Annotated in this window: 17 protein-coding genes and 1 tRNA gene; 5 read left to right on the forward strand and 13 right to left on the reverse strand. The window is 27.8% G+C overall.

Going from position 1 to position 18,178, the window contains the following annotated elements; translation table 11 throughout:
• Positions 1–118: 118 nt before the first annotated feature.
• From codA to NSA50_RS04240, 3 genes are all read right to left on the reverse strand, one after another.
• The gene (gene codA / locus NSA50_RS04230) at positions 119–1,384 is read right to left on the reverse strand and encodes a cytosine deaminase (RefSeq protein WP_257443215.1); all 1,266 of its coding nucleotides are present in this window, start codon (positions 1,382–1,384) and stop codon (positions 119–121) included.
• Between the two features lie 14 nt (positions 1,385–1,398).
• Entirely contained in the window at positions 1,399–2,649 is a 1,251-nt protein-coding gene (codB, locus tag NSA50_RS04235; RefSeq protein ID WP_195265404.1) for a cytosine permease, read from the reverse strand.
• A 295-nt stretch (positions 2,650–2,944) separates the two neighbouring features.
• A complete protein-coding gene (locus NSA50_RS04240; RefSeq protein ID WP_257443216.1) occupies positions 2,945–3,733 on the reverse strand; it encodes a molecular chaperone DnaJ in 789 nt (262 codons plus the stop codon).
• A gap of 561 nt (positions 3,734–4,294) precedes the next feature.
• On the opposite strand from NSA50_RS04240, the gene NSA50_RS04245 reads away from it, so the two are divergent.
• Positions 4,295–4,370: transfer RNA gene (locus NSA50_RS04245), tRNA-Met, on the forward strand.
• 217 nt (positions 4,371–4,587) lie between these two features.
• Here the strand turns inward: NSA50_RS04245 and NSA50_RS04250 are convergent.
• Complete coding sequence (locus tag NSA50_RS04250) at positions 4,588–5,322, reverse strand: glucose 1-dehydrogenase (RefSeq protein WP_257443217.1); 735 nt, start codon at positions 5,320–5,322, stop codon at positions 4,588–4,590.
• Between the two features lie 334 nt (positions 5,323–5,656).
• Entirely contained in the window at positions 5,657–6,052 is a 396-nt protein-coding gene (locus NSA50_RS04255; RefSeq protein ID WP_257443218.1) for a bleomycin resistance protein, read from the reverse strand.
• Between the two features lie 162 nt (positions 6,053–6,214).
• On the opposite strand from NSA50_RS04255, the gene NSA50_RS04260 reads away from it, so the two are divergent.
• A complete protein-coding gene (locus NSA50_RS04260; protein WP_195265395.1) occupies positions 6,215–6,451 on the forward strand; it encodes a hypothetical protein in 237 nt (78 codons plus the stop codon).
• Between the two features lie 442 nt (positions 6,452–6,893).
• Here NSA50_RS04260 and NSA50_RS04265 read toward each other — a convergent pair whose 3' ends face one another.
• From NSA50_RS04265 to NSA50_RS04285, 5 genes are all read right to left on the reverse strand, one after another.
• Entirely contained in the window at positions 6,894–7,628 is a 735-nt protein-coding gene (locus NSA50_RS04265) for a class I SAM-dependent methyltransferase (RefSeq protein WP_257443219.1), read from the reverse strand.
• A gap of 405 nt (positions 7,629–8,033) precedes the next feature.
• The gene (locus NSA50_RS04270; RefSeq protein ID WP_257443220.1) at positions 8,034–9,590 is read right to left on the reverse strand and encodes an ABC-F family ATP-binding cassette domain-containing protein; all 1,557 of its coding nucleotides are present in this window, start codon (positions 9,588–9,590) and stop codon (positions 8,034–8,036) included.
• A gap of 157 nt (positions 9,591–9,747) precedes the next feature.
• Positions 9,748–10,308: a DUF3867 family protein gene (locus NSA50_RS04275; protein WP_195265422.1), complete on the reverse strand. Its 561-nt coding sequence runs from the start codon at positions 10,306–10,308 to the stop codon at positions 9,748–9,750.
• A 157-nt stretch (positions 10,309–10,465) separates the two neighbouring features.
• Positions 10,466–11,518 carry an ABC transporter substrate-binding protein gene (locus NSA50_RS04280; RefSeq protein WP_257443221.1) on the reverse strand — a complete coding sequence of 351 codons (1,053 nt, stop codon included), beginning with the start codon at positions 11,516–11,518 and terminating at the stop codon, positions 10,466–10,468.
• 201 nt (positions 11,519–11,719) lie between these two features.
• On the reverse strand, positions 11,720–11,968 hold the full coding sequence (locus NSA50_RS04285; protein ID WP_257443222.1) for a hypothetical protein: 249 nt from the start codon (positions 11,966–11,968) through the stop codon (positions 11,720–11,722).
• Positions 11,969–12,117: 149 nt separating this feature from the next.
• Here NSA50_RS04285 and NSA50_RS04290 point away from each other — a divergent pair, with 149 nt between their 5' ends.
• Both NSA50_RS04290 and NSA50_RS04295 read left to right on the forward strand, forming a co-directional pair.
• A complete protein-coding gene (locus NSA50_RS04290) occupies positions 12,118–13,467 on the forward strand; it encodes a putative DNA modification/repair radical SAM protein (protein WP_195429251.1) in 1,350 nt (449 codons plus the stop codon).
• A 14-nt stretch (positions 13,468–13,481) separates the two neighbouring features.
• Positions 13,482–14,219, forward strand: coding sequence for a TIGR03915 family putative DNA repair protein (locus NSA50_RS04295; protein ID WP_195429249.1), 738 nt, complete (start codon positions 13,482–13,484; stop codon positions 14,217–14,219).
• Between the two features lie 374 nt (positions 14,220–14,593).
• Here the strand turns inward: NSA50_RS04295 and NSA50_RS04300 are convergent, their stop codons facing one another.
• Complete coding sequence (locus NSA50_RS04300) at positions 14,594–14,971, reverse strand: RidA family protein (protein WP_195265385.1); 378 nt, start codon at positions 14,969–14,971, stop codon at positions 14,594–14,596.
• A gap of 271 nt (positions 14,972–15,242) precedes the next feature.
• Between NSA50_RS04300 and NSA50_RS04305 the strand changes: the two genes are divergently transcribed.
• Complete coding sequence (locus NSA50_RS04305) at positions 15,243–16,265, forward strand: branched-chain amino acid aminotransferase (RefSeq protein ID WP_257443223.1); 1,023 nt, start codon at positions 15,243–15,245, stop codon at positions 16,263–16,265.
• Positions 16,266–16,470: 205 nt separating this feature from the next.
• On the opposite strand, the gene NSA50_RS04310 is transcribed toward NSA50_RS04305, so the two are convergent.
• The gene (locus tag NSA50_RS04310; RefSeq protein ID WP_257443224.1) at positions 16,471–17,256 is read right to left on the reverse strand and encodes a formate/nitrite transporter family protein; all 786 of its coding nucleotides are present in this window, start codon (positions 17,254–17,256) and stop codon (positions 16,471–16,473) included.
• A 135-nt stretch (positions 17,257–17,391) separates the two neighbouring features.
• The gene (locus NSA50_RS04315; protein ID WP_257443225.1) at positions 17,392–18,171 is read right to left on the reverse strand and encodes a sirohydrochlorin cobaltochelatase; all 780 of its coding nucleotides are present in this window, start codon (positions 18,169–18,171) and stop codon (positions 17,392–17,394) included.
• Positions 18,172–18,178: the final 7 nt, after the last annotated feature.

Genomic DNA, 18,178 nt, shown 5'->3' on the forward strand with positions numbered 1-18,178 from the left:
TATTTCCTTCTAATAAAGAATTATCCTGCTATACCTCTCACTTATTCGTTTTTTCTTTTATTTACAAAAAAATAGAGGATTTATGCCAATAATTGTAAGCATAAATCCTCTATATAAATTATCTTTTAAAATTAATTTCCTTTTCTTCACTCATATTTACAAACGATTTACTAGGAGTAGTTTTAGCAATAACTCTTCCTTCTCTTATGGAATATAAAACTTCTGCTCTTCTTCTAACAGCATCATAACCACTTTCAGCATTTAGTAAAATTAAATTGCCTGGTTTTCCCACTTCTATTCCATATTTATCTTCAATATTTAAAGTTCTTGCACTATTGCTTGATATAAACTTTAATGATTCATTTATATCGTCGTAACCCATCATTTGACATACATGTAACCCAAAGTGCACTACTTCTAGCATATTTCCTGTTCCCATTGGATACCACGGGTCAAATATATCATCATGTCCAAAGCATACATTAATACCTGCTTCATTAAGCTCCTTAACTCTTGTAATACCTCTTCTCTTTGGATATGTATCAAATCTTCCTTGAAGATGAGTGTTTACTAGAGGATTTGAAACAAAATTTATTCCTGACATCTTTAATAATCTAAATAACTTATATGTATATGCATTATTGTATGATCCCATAGCTGTAGTATGGCTAGCAGTTACCTTATTCTTTAAACCTGTTTCTAAAGCTCTTGTAGCAACAACTTCTAAAAACCTTGATTGCTCATCATCTATTTCATCACAGTGAACATCTACTAATACATCATATTTTTTAGCTAATTCAAAAATCTTATTAATAGATTCTACTCCATATTCTCTTGTAAATTCAAAGTGAGGTATTGCCCCTATTACATCTGCACCTAATTTTAAAGCTTCTTCCACTAATTCTAATCCATTTGGATATGAAAGTATTCCTTCTTGTGGAAAAGCTACTATTTGTAATGTAACATAATCTTTTACTTCTTCTCTAACTTCTACCATTGCCTTTAATGCAACTAAGCTATCATCAGTAACATCTACATGAGTTCTTATAAATTGAATTCCATTAGCTACTTGCCATTCTATAGCTTTTTTAGCTCTATTTTTAACGTCTTCCTTAGTTAAAAATTCCTTTCTTTGAGACCATCTTTCAATTCCTTCAAAAAGAGTTCCACTTTTATTCCATTCTGGCTCTCCAGCTGTAAGAGTAGTATCTAAGTGAATATGTGGCTCTATAAAAGGAGCTGAAGCTAATGCTCCATTTCCTTCTATTACTTCTTCATTTTCTAATACTTCTAAATTTTCATCTATCTCTGTAAACTTTCCATCTACTATTCTTATGTCAAATAATCCTTCTCTATCTAAAAGTCTTACTTTTCTAATTAACATATTTTATCCTCACCTTATTTATTAGTTATTTTTGTTCCTATCACATAAACTAACATTGTTGTTATTATTGCATTTAATGCTATAACTCCTACTTGCACAACATTTGCAACGATAAACCCTGCTAAGAATGCTACTATAGCAATCCAGTTTATATCTTGGAATTTTGTCTCTTGTATATTATCATACTTTCTTTTCTTTATAAAGAAGTAATCAGCTATTATTATTCCACCTACTGGAGGTAACATTGAGTTTAAGAAAGTTAAGAATGCTGTAAAGTTATTATTTAACCATATTGCTCCTACTGTTCCTATTAACCCACTAATAATTACTAACTTCTTTTTAGGTAATTTAGTTATATTTGAAAGTCCAAGTCCTGCTGTATAAATTGCATTATCATTAGTTGTCCATATATTTAATCCTAAAACTAATATCGCAGGTAAAATTAATCCTTGTGAAAACATAACATCTGCTATATCTGAGTTACCTGTAACCATTGCCCCTACTGCTCCAAATAAGAACATTAATGAATTTCCTATGAAAAATGCTACTACAGTTGTTGATACTGCTACTTTTTTATTTTTTGAGAATCTCGCAAAATCTGGAGTAGCTGTTCCTCCACTTATAAATGATCCAACACATAATGTTACTGCTGTTACTAATGCCATCTTACTGCTTGGCTCTATGTTCATTAAGCCTTGAACTCCACCTACTGAATTTGTTGCCATTACTGCTGATGTACTACCCAATATAGCTATTGCTGGTACTGCAATTGAACTTAAAATCGTTAAAGATTTCATTCCAAAATAAGCAGTTGCTGTCATTAATAATCCTGTTATTCCAACTAATAAGTATAAGTTTATATTAAATCTATTTGCTACTGGTATTGCAAACATTGCTATTCCAACACCAAACCAACCTATTTGTGTAATACTCGTTATAAAAGATGCTAAATATGATCCTTTTTCACCAAAAGAATATCTAGCAAGTAAATGCATTGAAAGACCTGTGTCTGCTCCTATATATGCTAATAATCCTGTATAACACGCTAATATTAAATTTCCTATAAGTACTGCTATAAAGAAATCCTTCAACGGTAATCCTGTTCCTAAGTTTCCTCCTGTAAGCATACTTGCAGAGAAAAATGTAAATCCAAGCATAACCACAAACATTGAAAAGAATCCCTTTTTATCTTTTTTGTGCACATGATCTAATTCATAATCATGATTTTCATTAATAACTTCTTCTAATAATATCTTTTGTTCCATTTGTATCCCCCTAAATATTATATTTAAGGAAAACCAGTACTTATATTTAATAAAAAACGACCTCTCTATTATATAGAAAGGTCGTTAACGCTTAAAATTAGATATATAAATTAACTCTATATAACCTAATTATTCTATCTGCCGTATCATATCGACCTTATCAGTCTCTCTGGACTAAATTTAAAGGACTAGTTTTCTTGAGACAATTATATATTGATTCTCTAAAGAATGTCAACATATTTCTTATGGTAATAAATTAATTTTTAAATCAAATTTATACAAAACTTATTTTTTATTAGTTAAAAACAAAATCTTTTAATTTATCATTTATTTTATCTAATATTGATGGAACTATTTTTAGTATACTTGGTAAAAATAAAGAAACTACAAATGCCACAGCACATATTACAAATACCTCATAATACATAGGTTGTCCAATATAAACTTGATAGCCATGTATAGAAGCAACTGCAATTGCTGCTATTATGATAACCTTAGTTGCAATCCAAGATATTAAATTAATTATCTTACATAAAAATATTATTATAGATAATATGGCTATTATAGGCAATGCTATTATTTTAAATAAAATTATAATTACTCTACTTACTGTATCTATTTCACTTTTTTGTTTATTTACATCTTTTTTAGAACTTTGTCTTTTATACTTATCTTTATTATTTTCCTTATCTTTATCATTTGAAGAATTCTTTTTATTACTTTTTTGCTTCTTCATTGATGAATTATTAGAAGACGATTTTTTGCTTTTCTTCTTAGTTTCTTCTTGGTCATCATCATACTCAAAATTATTGTTATCAGCCCAATTATCTCTTTTAAAATTATTTTGAAAACCTTCATTTAAACTGTTATTATTAGAGTCATTAACGAAATTTTCTTTATATTGATTTTTTTCTCTTTCCTGTTTTATTTCTTCATAAGCTTTATCAAATACCTCTATAAAAGCCTTGGTTCTTTTCTCATCTCTAACTTCTTCTTTCAACTTATTGACTTTATTTTCATATGCTATTTTTATTTCTTCCATTGATGCATTTTCATCTACACCTAAAATCTTATAATTTTCCATATCTCTTCTCTCCATATTATTTTTTATATAATATATCCCCTATCTTTTGATTAACACTTATTATATCAATATCTATAAACTAATAAAAAGGTAATTCCTTCCTATATACTATTCTATATAAGTAAAAAGCCTAAAAAAGATAAATAACCTCATTATCAAGTTCTAATACCTCTTTGCATATGACTGTCTTCCCATATCAGCAGTAACTTCTTTTTTAAGTTATTCCTAAATAAATCTCTAGTAAATTTATTTATTCATAAAATTATACTAATAAAATGTGCCCCTTCTCATTACAATTTTATCATCAGACAATTCTTGCAATTTTGAACTAACAATTATATCTTCTCCATATGATATTACTATATAATTGTTGAGTTCCATTAAAGACATTAGATTTTAATATAACTTCTTCTTATTTCGTAGCATTTGATACCATATGACACTCTAAGATATCTCTTGTCATCATATGCCATAATATTATGTTATATCATTTTGACATTAACCTTTATTAAGCATATACTAAGGATACAAGTTAGCAAAGCTAATATGTAAATTTAATATCGCGGGATGGAGCAGTTGGCAGCTCGTTGGGCTCATAACCCAAAGGTCGTAGGTTCAAGTCCTGCTCCCGCAACCAAAACCTTACTCTTACTGTAAGGTTTTTTATTATATTTAGAAAAGCCTAGTGATGTAACACTAAGCTTTTCTTATTTATCATATATAAAATTTTATAAACATATTAATAGTTACTAATTTGCTTGTCTTATTTATCAATTCATACAATTAAATATGTAATCTATATGGATATATTATGGTAAATAATTACATAGTTCCTTAGATACCCTATACTTAATCTACATTGCAGTTAATCCACCATCTATAATGAATTCAGATCCTGTTGAATATCTTGATTCATCTGAAGCAAGATAAAGAACTAAATTTGAAACTTCTTCTGGTTTAGCCATTCTTCTCATTGGAATTTGTTTAGCAAAATTCTTAATTATTTCATATGATTCTCCTTCAGTAAGCATTGGTGTTTCTATTACTCCAGGATGCACTGAGTTAACTCTAATTCCAAATGGTGATAATTGAAGTGCTGCTGCCTTTGTCATTCCACGAACTGCAAACTTAGTGTCTGTATAACCAATTGCTCCCCCTACCATTCCATTCATAGATGAAATATTAATTATTGAAGCTGATTCTGTTTTCTTCATAGAAGGAGCTAATGCCTTAATTCCAAGAAAAACAGACACTTGATTTATATCTACAATTTTTCTATATTCTGCTTCAGTCATTTCTAAAATAGATTTATTCATAGTTATTCCAGCATTATTAACTAAAATATTAGCTGGTCCAAATATTTTTTCAGTTTCCTCTACAACTTTCTCCCAACCTGAAGCATCAGTAACATCATGTTTAATAAACTTTGTATTACTACCTAATTCTTGTTCTAATATTCTACCTTCTTCTTCATTTAAGTCAGTAAATACAACTTTTGCACCTTCACTTACAAATAATCTTACATGTGACGCCCCCATTCCACGTGCTCCACCCGTAATAATAGCTACTTTATCTTTTAAACGTTCCATTAATAAATCCTCCTTAGTTAAATCTTCAAATTTATATTATCCTCTTAATTAGCGTTAACAACTTATTATTAACTAATAATTATTAATTAATTAATATTACTATATTAGCAGTTATAAAATATATTATCAAGTTAATTACTATTCAATAATTGTATATTATTTATATTAATTTTATTCTTATAATCCAAGCCCTAATAGTTGAAATAAATAAAAGGTTGTCTCACTAAACAGCAGTGGGACAACCCATTAATATACATATATGTGAACTTTAAATAAATTAAATATATTTACAGCTTTAATAATAATCCTTCTTTTAAGTAATATTTTTACTAAACTAATTATGCATACAAAATCTTAATAAATATCCATTTATATCTTGTACAAGAAATTCTTTTTGTAATATTATTCTCCCATTAGATTCATATTCACTTATAGTTATATCTCTAAATAATTCTATATTATTTTTAACTAGATTATCTCTTAGCTCCTCAACATTGGATACTTTCATCTCAAAATTTATTCCTCTTCCAAATGGGTACACTAATTCACCTGTATTCCAATAGCCATTTACCTCTTCTATCATAATTTGTATATCCTCCAGTGATAAAAAAGCAAATTTATCTTCTACTCTTTCATATTCTAAGTTGAAACCTAAAATATCTATATAGAATTTCTTAGATTCTTCTATATTAATAACGGATAATTCTGGTATTAAACTGTTAAACTTCATTATTTTCATCCCCTTTACAGTAATTTTATCACATAATGATAAATTATAAATAAGCATCATCTTAAAATATTAATTGGTAACCATAGTTACATACTAAATTAATAATTTATATATAATTGTATATGTAATAACATTAAGTAAAAAACTTTAGGAGGTAAAATTATGAGTTGTGGTTGTGGAACAAAAAAAGATGGAAAATCCATTGTTGATAGACTTAGAGAAAAAGGGAAAGCAAATTTAAAATTAAATACTCCTTATCCAATAAAATGTTCATGTGGAGAAGATATCATAATGGAAACATTTGTAACTGTATGTCCAAATTGCAAAATGACTTATGCAATTACTCCATGTTCTCAAAGTGATATTAATAATATAAAAGAAGCTGGCATTAATTATTAATTAAAAGGTATGAGATTTCCCCTCATACCTTTTTTAACACTTCCATACTAATTTCATGTGCCCATATCACCATTCAAAATCTATTTCCTAATATTATTATAATATTTCTTATCTCTACGTCATATTTTCACTTCTTTTGGGTAATTCTAGATTTTGTTACCTTAGCTTCTTTACTTATATATTGATTTCTTATATCTTTTTAATATTTATATTACAATCAATTTCTAAACTCTCTAAAGCATTTAATCTTATAATTTCTAACTAAAAAGAAGTTATCTTTTATACTTACTCTTCTTATAATCTAAGAAATTCCAAATGAATTTCACCTATCCTATTCTCTTTTACTTCTTAGTTTTAACTAAATTCATTTAACTGGATTAAACAATTTTAGTAGCAAATAAAAACTACGTTGGATGTGTATTTTATAGCAATTATTCTATAATTACTTTTTTCTTGCAGATACAAGTAACATCATTGGTCTGCGTAATTCATCAAACATTCCAGGAATAGTGTATAGTAAGTTCTCTGCTGGTTTTGGTTCAACAATTCCTGTTATTTCAAATCCCGCTTTTATAAGGCTGCTTAAGTATGTTGTCAATGTTCTATGATATTTTATAACTTCTTCGCCTAAAAAACTTGCATTACGAAGACCTTCTGTAAAATATTGGTCAACTGGCCAATGTAGAATATTACCTTTGTCATCATAATACCAATCCTGTGTCCCTTGTGCAGTAAAAATAGGATGTTCTACAGAAAAAATAAAATCTCCACCTTTTGAAATACACTTACTTATTTTACTTAAAATATCCTCAAATGATTGAATGTAATGAAGAGCCAATGAACTTATAATAACATCAAATGAATTGTCAGGAAAATCAATATCCTCTATTGGCATGCATATATACTGAATATTTTCTGATTCTGTTTTGTTACTTGCTTCATTTAACATCTTTTCTGAAATATCAACTCCAATAACTGACTTTGCACCATTTTCTATTGCAAATCGGCAATGCCATCCAAAACCACAGCCTAAATCTAAAACTTTTTTACCTTCAAAATCCGGAAACATTTTTTTAAGCTCATGCCACTCTCCAGCACCTTTAAGTCCATTTTTCGAACGATCCATATTACTGTATTTATCAAAAAAATTTTTATCATCATATTTGTTTTGTTTCATTTCTATTACCTCCGTTTTTACTATATTGTATTGTTTCAATAAAGTGTATTCAAGATAAAAAATGATTCTGTATAATTTTTTATAAGTAAGGTCACCAATTGGAAACCCTACTTAATGATTTTTGTGAACTATTTTCTTTATTTTAATACTCAATATAAAACGCCACCATAATCACATACTGACTTTGTATGAAGTAAATCAATCTTTCGATCTATTATAATATTTTAACCTCCTATATATAAGAAGATAGAAGTTAGTTCGTAATTTTGAACAAATTTATCCCAATATTATATATCGAATCTAAATCCATCGAAATAATAAAAAACAGTAATAATACTTATTAGTACTATTACTGTTTTGTTCTATTCTATAAAATAAATCTATATTTAAGCATCACTTTAAAAATTAACAAATTTTAGTAGTCCATTCTTCACAGTTCCATATTTCTGTCACAACATCTCTATAAAACTCTGGTTCGTGTGATACAAGTAAAATTGATCCTTTGTATTCTTTTAATGCCCTCTTTAATTCATCTTTTGCATCTACATCTAAGTGATTTGTAGGCTCATCTAGGATTAGTATATTAGTTTCTGTATTTAATATTTTACATAATCTAACCTTTGCAGCTTCTCCACCTGATAAAACCATTATTTTTGATTCTAATTGCTTTGTTGTTAAACCACATTTAGCAAGGGCCGCTCTTATTTCGTATTGTGTTTTGCTTGGAAACTCTTGCCACACTTCTTCTATACATGTGTTTGTATTTCCACTTCTATCTTCTTGTTCAAAATAACCTATATGTTGGTAGTCTCCTCTATGAACTTTTCCTGATAGTGGCTGTTGTATTCCTAATAAGCTTTTAAGTAATGTTGATTTACCAAGTCCATTTGCTCCAACTAAAGCTATTTTTTGTCCTCTTTCCATATAAAGATTTAATGGCTTTGTAAGTGGTGAATCATATCCTATAACTAAATCTTCAGTTTCAAATATTGTTTTCCCAGCTGTTCTTGCTATTTTAAAGTTGAATTCTGGTTTTGGTTTTTCTTTTGAAAGTTCTATTACTTCCATTTTATCAAGCTTCTTTTGTCTTGATTTAGCCATATTAGCAGTAGCGACATTTGCTTTATTTCTAGCAACGAAGTCTTCTAGTCTAGATATTTCTTTTTGTTGTTTTTCATATGCTGCTTCTAATCTCTTTTTATTTTCATCATATAGTCTCTTAAACTCATAATAGTCTCCAACATATCTTGTTAATTTTCTTTCTTCAACATGATAAATTAAGTTAACCACTGAATTTAAAAATGGTATATCATGAGAAATTAATATAAATGCATTTTCATAATTATTTAAATATCTCTTTAACCACTCTATATGCTCTTCGTCTAAGTAGTTAGTAGGCTCATCTAGAAGTAATATATCTGGATTTTGAAGTAATAACTTTCCAAGTAAGATTTTTGTTCTTTGTCCACCTGATAAATCATCAACATCTTTGTCTAAACCTAAATCTAAAAGTCCAAGTCCCTTTGCTACTTCCTCTACCTTTGCATCGATTATGTAAAATCCATTATGATCTAGTAAATCTTGAATTACTGCTGTTCTTTCAAGCATCTTTTCTAGTTCTTCTGGAGTACAATCTCCCATTTTTTCATAAAGAGAATTCATTTCTGTTTCTAAATCAAATAAGTACTTAAATGCATCTCTTAGTGCATCTCTTATACTTTGTCCTTTTACTAAAGCTGCATGTTGATCCATATATCCAACTCTAACATTATTTGACCAAATAACCTTTCCTTCATCAGGCATAAGTTTATCTGTAACTATATTCATAAATGTTGATTTTCCTTCACCATTAGCTCCAATTAAACCAACGTGCTCCCCCTTTAATAATCTAAAGGATACATCTTCAAAAATAGCTCTATCTCCAAAGCCATGACTCATATCTTTAACTGTTAAAACGCTCATTAATTATCCTCCTGGTTATTAAGTCTATTTTTAAATTTAAATTTTTACTTCTTCATTTTCAATTAATATATTACACAAAAATAAGGTATGATTATAATCACACCTTATTTATTATAAACTATAATTCTACAAAATAAATAGATTTTTTAAAACAATTTTAGTATTCATATTCTTTTACGTCTTCGCAAATAGATATTTTTAATGTATTATCATCAATAACTTTCTTATAAGAGCATAAAAAATCATTTAATTCTAAATCGGTTAAATCAATTTTACCAAAACTTTTTAAAATAACATTTTCTCCTTCTGTTAATATTCCTACATTATTTTTATCATTTTTTATAAAATAATTATTAACAGTTGTTACTTTAATCCTGTCCTTATATTTTTCTTGAAAACTCATTGTTTTTCTTACTTTTTCAATATCTCCTGAGCCTGGTATAACATTGTTAAGTCCTAGTGATTTTATTTGTTCTTCTATAGCAGAAGCATCAAATCCATATCTCTCCATTAACTTAGTTTGCATTTTCAAAAACTTATCTTGTGATATGTTATTTTCCTCCATATACTCCATCATCTTTTTTGTGAAGTCTGCCATGTTTAATTTTCCAGAAGACATATCATAATATAAGGAATATATATACGATTCAAATTTATCTATATCTTTATCATTAACTTTATTTTTTAGCTCATTAAAATCTATAATCTTATCCATAATATACTCAACTCCTACAACTTTAATAGATGTTACTAATATTATACTATTACTATAAACTTTATTCTATTGACTTAATACAATATTAATATTTTTTTAAGAACACTTTTTTAATATCACATTTTCTTTACTATAATTAAATTAAATTTATAAAATCTACTTACTTTGCAGCTTTAACTGCATTCCAAACATCTTCATATAGTCTTAACTTTTCTTGTGGTAAATATTTATAAACTTCGCATCTTTCCATAACTTCTTTAGTCATATATGCACCTTCATTGTTTTTAACTTCTTCTGGTTGCTCTTCCATAGCTAATTTATTTGGAGTAGTGTATCCTATTTCTTCTGCTATTTTATATGCATTCTCCTTGCCACTTACAAAGTTTATGAATTCTTCTGCAGTTTCCTTATCATTTGCATTTGCTGGAATTGCCCATGAATCCAACCAGTAATTTGCTCCTTCCTTTGGTATTACATATTCTAAGTTCTCATTTTCATCAGCTAAAGTTAATCCTTCCCCTGACCATATCATCGCAATTGAAGCTTCTCCTGAAGTCATTAAATCTTTAACTTCATCAGCGCCATATTTTAACACTAATGGCTTTTGTTCTATTAATAAATTCTTAGCTTCTTCAAGTTCTTTTTCATTTGTTGTATTTAATGAATAACCAAGCTTTTTAAGAGCCATTCCTATAGCATCTCTTTGAGCATCTAAAACAAATATTTGCTTTTTATATTTTTCATTCCACATTATATCCCAGCTATCAACTGTTTCATTAACTAAATCTTTGTTATATATTATTCCAATTGTTCCATTCATATAAGGCACTGTATAATCATTATTAGGATCATAAGGCTGTCCCATATCACTTTCATTCATTTCTTTTAAATTTGGAATCTTATCTTTATCAATTTTTTGAAGTAATCCTTCTTGTATCATTCTATCTGCCATATAATCTGCTACTAAAATAGCATCCCACTTTGTTTTTCCTGAAGATACTTCTATATACATAGTTTCCATGTCATCAAAAGTCTTGTAATTAACTTTTACATTATATTTTTCTTCAAATTCTTCTATTATTCCTTCCGCTATATTTTCACCATAATTTAATACGTTTATAGTCTTTTTATCACTTTTTTTACATCCAGTAAATAAAGCAAAAATAAAAATCATACTGCATATTAATGCAGAAATTTTTATAGATTTTTTCATTTAATTTCATCCTTCCATTATGTAATAGTTATTATTTTGCAATAATAATTATAAAGGTAATTTTATTAATTGCAAGTTAAAAATATCCAAGTATTGTTTATATTATTATAATATTAGTATTTATACAATAATAATACTTTTATTTCAATATTTAAGCAAAAAAGTATTAACTACTTGTAAGTAGCTAATACTTTAGCAGAATTATACTTCAATTAATTTTGCTGTTACACCCTGTATTCCATTTAATTCTTCTTTTAAATTATTTATTTCTTCTTTTTCATCATGAATTAAATTTAAAATTACAAGTCCTGAATTTGCGCAAGAAGTTTTGCTTGCTTCATGTAAACCTAATCTAGTTTGGATAATACATCCATATTTTGTTAACACTTCTTGAACTGTTGGTGCAATAGATACCCTAGGTTCTATTTTTATTGCCATAATAGTAAACATATTTATCCCTCCGTTGAATTCATCATTTTCTATATTATCCCACTTTAGCTTTGCTTATTCATAATAAATGAAATTTTTATTATATATTGAAATAAGAACATTTGTTCGATATAATTATTAAAAATACTTTTTTAAGAAGGGTGATATTTATGAATATAGATGAAAAACTTAATATTCTTTCAGCAGCTGCAAAATATGACGTATCTTGTTCTTCTTCTGGTTCAAAAAGAAAAAACTTAAATAATGGGATAGGAAATGCTGAAAGTAGTGGGATTTGTCATAGCTTTGCTCCTGATGGCAGATGTATTTCTCTTTTAAAAATACTTTTAACAAATTACTGTATATATAATTGCAAGTATTGTGTAAATGCATCTACAAAGGATGTTCCTAGAGCTATGTTTACTCCTGATGAAGTTGTATCCCTTACAATTAACTTTTATAAAAGAAATTATATTGAAGGATTATTCTTAAGCTCAGCAATTTTTAAAACACCAAATTACACAATGGAATTATTATTAAGTGTTGTAAAGAAATTAAGAGTTGAAGAAAAGTTTAATGGCTATATTCATTTAAAAGCTATTCCTGGTGCTGATGAAGCCTTAATAAAAGAAGCTGGAAAATATGTAGATAGAATGAGTGTTAATATAGAACTTCCTTCGGCATCTAGTTTAAAACTACTTGCTCCACAAAAAAGCAAAGAAAATATATTATCTCCTATGACTACTATAAAAAATTCTATTTTAGAAAATAAAGATTTAACTAAAAATATAAAATCAACACCACTTTTTGTTCCAGGTGGTCAAAGCACTCAACTTATAGTTGGAGCAACCCCTGAAAGTGATTATAAGATATTAAACTTATCTGAGAATTTGTATAATCGTTTTAACTTAAAAAGAGTTTATTATTCTGCTTATGTTCCAGTAATAAAAAATGATAAATTACTTCCTGATATTATCCATCCCCCATTAGTTAGAGAACATAGATTATATCAAGCAGATTGGCTATTAAGATTTTATGGCTTTAAAGCTAAAGAACTTTTAAAAGATGAAAATGATAACTTTGACTTAAATTTTGATCCTAAAACTTCTTGGGCATTATCTAATATAGATAATTTTCCTGTAGAAATAAATAAAGCTTCCTATGACACCCTTCTTAGAATACCAGGAATAGGAGTTCGTTCTGCAAGAAGGATATTAATTACAAGAAAAGTTCATTCCTTAACATTCGAGGATTTAAAAAAGCTTGGAATAGTTCTAAAAAGAGCAAAGTATTTTATTACTTGCAAAGGTAAGTACTATGGGGATGTTTCTTTTGATGAAGAAAAAATAAGAACTAGGTTGCTTTATATGGATAAACCTAAATTAGAAAATGAAAATGCAGAACAACTTAATTTCTTTGATAATATTTATCCTAAAAGTTCAAGTGGAATTTTATTGCCTGAACCAAAGAAAATAATTATACCTACAGATAAAGTAACTTCTATAACTGGAGAATTTTAAGGGTGGTGGTTTTTTTGTTGAAAATAGTATATGAAGATTCTTTTGAAGGATTTTTAACTGCAATTTATGATAGCTTTTATTGTAAAACTCAAATAGCATCAATTTGTACAAAATATGAAATAGAAATAGATCTCCTTTCAGAAGTTAAATACATAAATACAAACTTAAATAAATATTCTAAAGTAAAAAATGCTATTGTATCAAAGATTGATCATTTGGCATTAAATAAAATTTATAAATTATATTTATCTAATTATAAAAACAAAGGACTTTTATGTTTTAAATATTTGAAAATTGCATTTAAAATTGGAAGTGATATTCATAAGTACTTACATTTTGATGAAGTAAGAGAACTAGATTTAATTGATAGACGAGTCACTTTAGAAGGTCATAGATTTACTGGATTTGTACGCTTTATTTCTGTAAAAAATAAATTTTTATATTCTTCAATTGAACCTGATAGCAACATTTTAGAAATTATTTCTCCACACTTTCAAGAACGATTTAGTAATGAATATTGGATAATACACGACATAAAAAGAAATATTGCTTCAGTTTATGATAAAACTTCCTGGGAAATAAAAGAAATGGATATAGAAATTTATAATAATCTTAAAAACTATAATGATAATTTTCAAGATCTTTGGAAAAGCTACTTTAAATCCACTACAATAAATGAACGAATCAATCCAAAATTACAAAAAAGAATGATGCCAAAACGCTATTGGAACAATCTCACTGAAATAGAGTGAAGAGTTAATAGTTAAAAATTAAAGATGTTTTGCTCTGCAAAACTAAATTTAAATTAGTTCAAAGCACCTTATATTCAAAATACCTAAAAGATTTTTGCCTCAAATCTTTTACTTTTTCCCTTTTACCATTATTATAAATGATAAATATAAGTTGGCGAAGATAAATAGAATATGTGGAATAAGCATATAGCGAGCAATTAGAAGTACTTGGCGTGGGAAGAACTACTAGGCCTTAGTGTTGTTGGTTTGTTTGAGCGTAGCGAGTTTAACCAAAACTCTTGGTCTAGTAGCTCTTACAAGCCTAGTACTTCTTTGCTAAGCTATTTAGCTTATGGAACATATCTAGTTATCGCAGCCTTTATGTTTACAATTTATTATACAGTTGCTACTGCTTCTATTTCTATTACACAATCTTTTGGTAATCTTGCTACTTCAACACAACTTCTAGCAGGAGGATTCTCTTTAAAATACTCTGCATAAACTTCATTTACTTGTCCAAAGTCATTCATATCTTTTATGAAAACTACAACCTTAACTACTTTTTCTAAGCTACTTCCAGCTTCCTCTAAAACTGCCTTTACATTTTCTAAAGATTGTTTAGTTGCAGCTTTTATTTCCGTTACAACTTCACCTGTTACTGGATTAACTGGAATTTGTCCTGATGTAAATACCATCTCCCCTATTTTAATACCTTGTGAGTAAGGTCCAATAGCTGAAGGTGCCTTACTAGTTGAAATAATTTCTTTTTGCATTTTACTACACGTCCTTTCTTACTATTTTGTATATAATTTTTTTAAAAACTAATAATAAATATGAGCTTATCAAATTTACATAGGATATCTAAAACAAATTTCAGCATCTCCATAAAGTTTTAGATATCCTACAATCTAAATATACCTTTTTTTTCCTACAATTTCAATATGTAATCCTTTTAATATATTTTATTAATTAATAGACATTTATTAATTTCTTAAGTAATGGTACAATTAGAATAATATAGAAACCATGAGGGAGGTAATAGATATGAGTAAAGATGTTAATATCGATTGGAGCAATCTTGGCTTTAACTATATTAAAACTGATTATAGATATGTATCAGTTTGGAAAGATGGAAAATGGGACGAAGGTAAATTAACAGAAGATAATATGTTAAACATAAGTGAGGCATCTACAGCTCTTCATTATGGGCAACAGTGCTTCGAAGGCCTAAAAGCTTACAGAAGAAAAGATGGTAAAATTCAATTATTTAGAGTCGATAGAAATGCATATAGAATGAATGAAAGTACTTCTAAATTACTTATGCCTGAAATACCAGTTGAAAAGTTCATAGATGCTTGTAAGCAAGTAGTTAAAGCTAATGAGCATTATGTTCCACCATATGGTACTGGCGCTACATTATATTTAAGACCATTTATGATAGGCATTGGAGATAATATAGGGGTTAAGGCTGCTCCTGAATATATTTTCTGCGTATTTGCAGTACCTGTAGGTCCTTACTTTAAGGAAGGCTTAACACCATGTAACTTTATGATAGCAGATTACGATAGAGCTGCTCCTTATGGAACTGGCGGACAAAAAGTTGGTGGAAACTATGCTGCTTCATTACATCCTCATAAAATAGCTGCTGATAGAGGCTTTGCAGATTGTATTTATTTAGACCCTGCAACTCACACAAAAATTGAAGAAGTTGGTGCTGCTAATTTCTTTGGAATAACAAAAAACAATGAATTTATTACTCCAAAATCACCATCAATCCTTCCAAGCATAACTAAATATTCCCTTATGGATATAGCTAGAGAGTATTTAAAAATGCCTGTATTTGAAAGAGATGTTTATATCGATAATATTGATGAATTTAAAGAAGCTGGTGCTTGTGGTACCGCTGCTGTTATAACTCCAATAGGTGGAATAGAATACAAAGATAAACTTCATGTATTCCATAGTGAAACTGATGTTGGGCCTGTTACAAAAGAGCTTTATAGAATTCTTTGTGGAATTCAATTTGGAGATATTGAAGGCCCTGAAGGATGGGTATTTGAAGTTTAATTTATATACAGATAGTTTTTAAAAACTAATTAATAGCTAAGTTATTTTTTACTTAGCTATCTTTATACATTCTTATGAATTAAAATAAGGGCAGATATTAATCTACCCTTTTCTTCTTTTTATTAAATAATTATTAATAATATTATGATTTTTTTACAATAATATTAAATTGAAAAGTCAGTTTAGAAAATATAATTTTAATAAATTATTCTTCTTCCTTATTTCCACTAGTAATATAATAGTATGGCAATGCTAAAAATAACACCCCACCTATAAAGTTTCCTAGTGATACTAAAATTATGTTATATGAATATCCCGCTAAAGTTATTGTAGCTGGATCAATTAAATATCCCATAGCTAAAAATCCCATGTTAGCTACACTATGTTCAAATCCAGCTGTTATAAAGGTAAATAAGCACCAGAATATCATTAATATTTTAGCTGTTTCTTCTTTTAACTTATAACACATCCAAACTGCTAAGCAAACTAATATGTTACATAAAATACCTTTTAATATAAGCTGTCCTGCTGGTGCATTTATTTTAGTATAAGCATTATTTACAATAAACTCTCCTATGTATTCGCTTTTTCCATTAGTTAAACCAGCCTGTACAAATAATATTGCACCAAGCACCCCACCTAAAATATTTCCAATCCAACTTGCAAACCATACTTTTATGGCGTCAACCCAAGTTACTGTTTTTTCTAAGGCACCCATAGTCATTATCATAGCATTACTTGTAAATAAATCTCCACCTGCCATTAATACTAAACTAAGTGCTACACCAAAAGATGCTCCCATTAGTATTTTATATGTTTCTATACCATTATGATGCATAATACCGCCAATAGTATAAATAAGCATAATTCCTAAGCTTACAAATAAGCTTCCAAGCATTGCACTAACTAAGTATCTCCCCTTACTTCTTCTTAGTAATGCACTTTTAACCTCTGCTGAATGGGCTAAATTATGAATTTCTTTACTGTACATGATACACCCCACAATATTGTTATTTTTTTAACAAGTATTAACACAATACAATACATTTTTTTACTAAGATATTTTACAACGAAAAACAAAGTTTTGCAACGAAAACTTTGTTTTTCTATTACTATATTGAAGCTTTTATTTAATTTCTTTTTTAATTTTATTTATGTAATATTCTCTTATTTCTTCATACTCTAATAACGCTTTCTTACTACTGGTAACATTTATATTGTTTTCTTTTATTGAAGCTTTCCACGAGTTAATTTCTCCGAAAATGTCCTTTTTTATATGATTACCAGGTAACATAAGTATTGGAGCTAATATTACATTTTTTGTATTATCATTTAATAATTTTTTGATAACATCTTCTTTTTTTATTTCACCTTCTAATGTACCTATATATACATTTTTATATCCATGCTCTATAAAAACATCTTTCAAAGTATTATATGCATTTGTATTTATAGTTTTAGAACCATGTCCTACTAGTACTATATTATCTGTCTTTAATAAATTCTCCTCTATTGCATTAACTATTAAATTGCATGATTCTTTTAACTGCTCATCTTTGTTACTCATAAGAACATTTCCTAAAGTAATTTTAGAAAAAGAATAATGATATTCTTTAATTATTTTTTCTATATTAGAATACTCACTACCTTCAATAACATGTAACGGCTGAATATATACTTCTTTATATCTATCATTGCTTAAGTTAAATAATACTTCTTCTAGTCTTGGAACTACCTTCCCATATTTATTAAATAATATATTTGATAACACACTTGAAGTAAAAGCCTTGCAAACATGGTATTTTCCATTTACACTTTCTTTTATTTCTGCTTCAAATTCTTCTAACTCTTGCAATCCTTCTAAGTTAGCTGTTCCAAAAGAAACAATAATAATTGCTTTTGACATATGCACC

This window comes from Clostridium mucosae, from assembly GCF_024622765.1.
In the GTDB taxonomy this organism is placed as follows: Bacteria; Bacillota; Clostridia; order Clostridiales; family Clostridiaceae; genus Clostridium.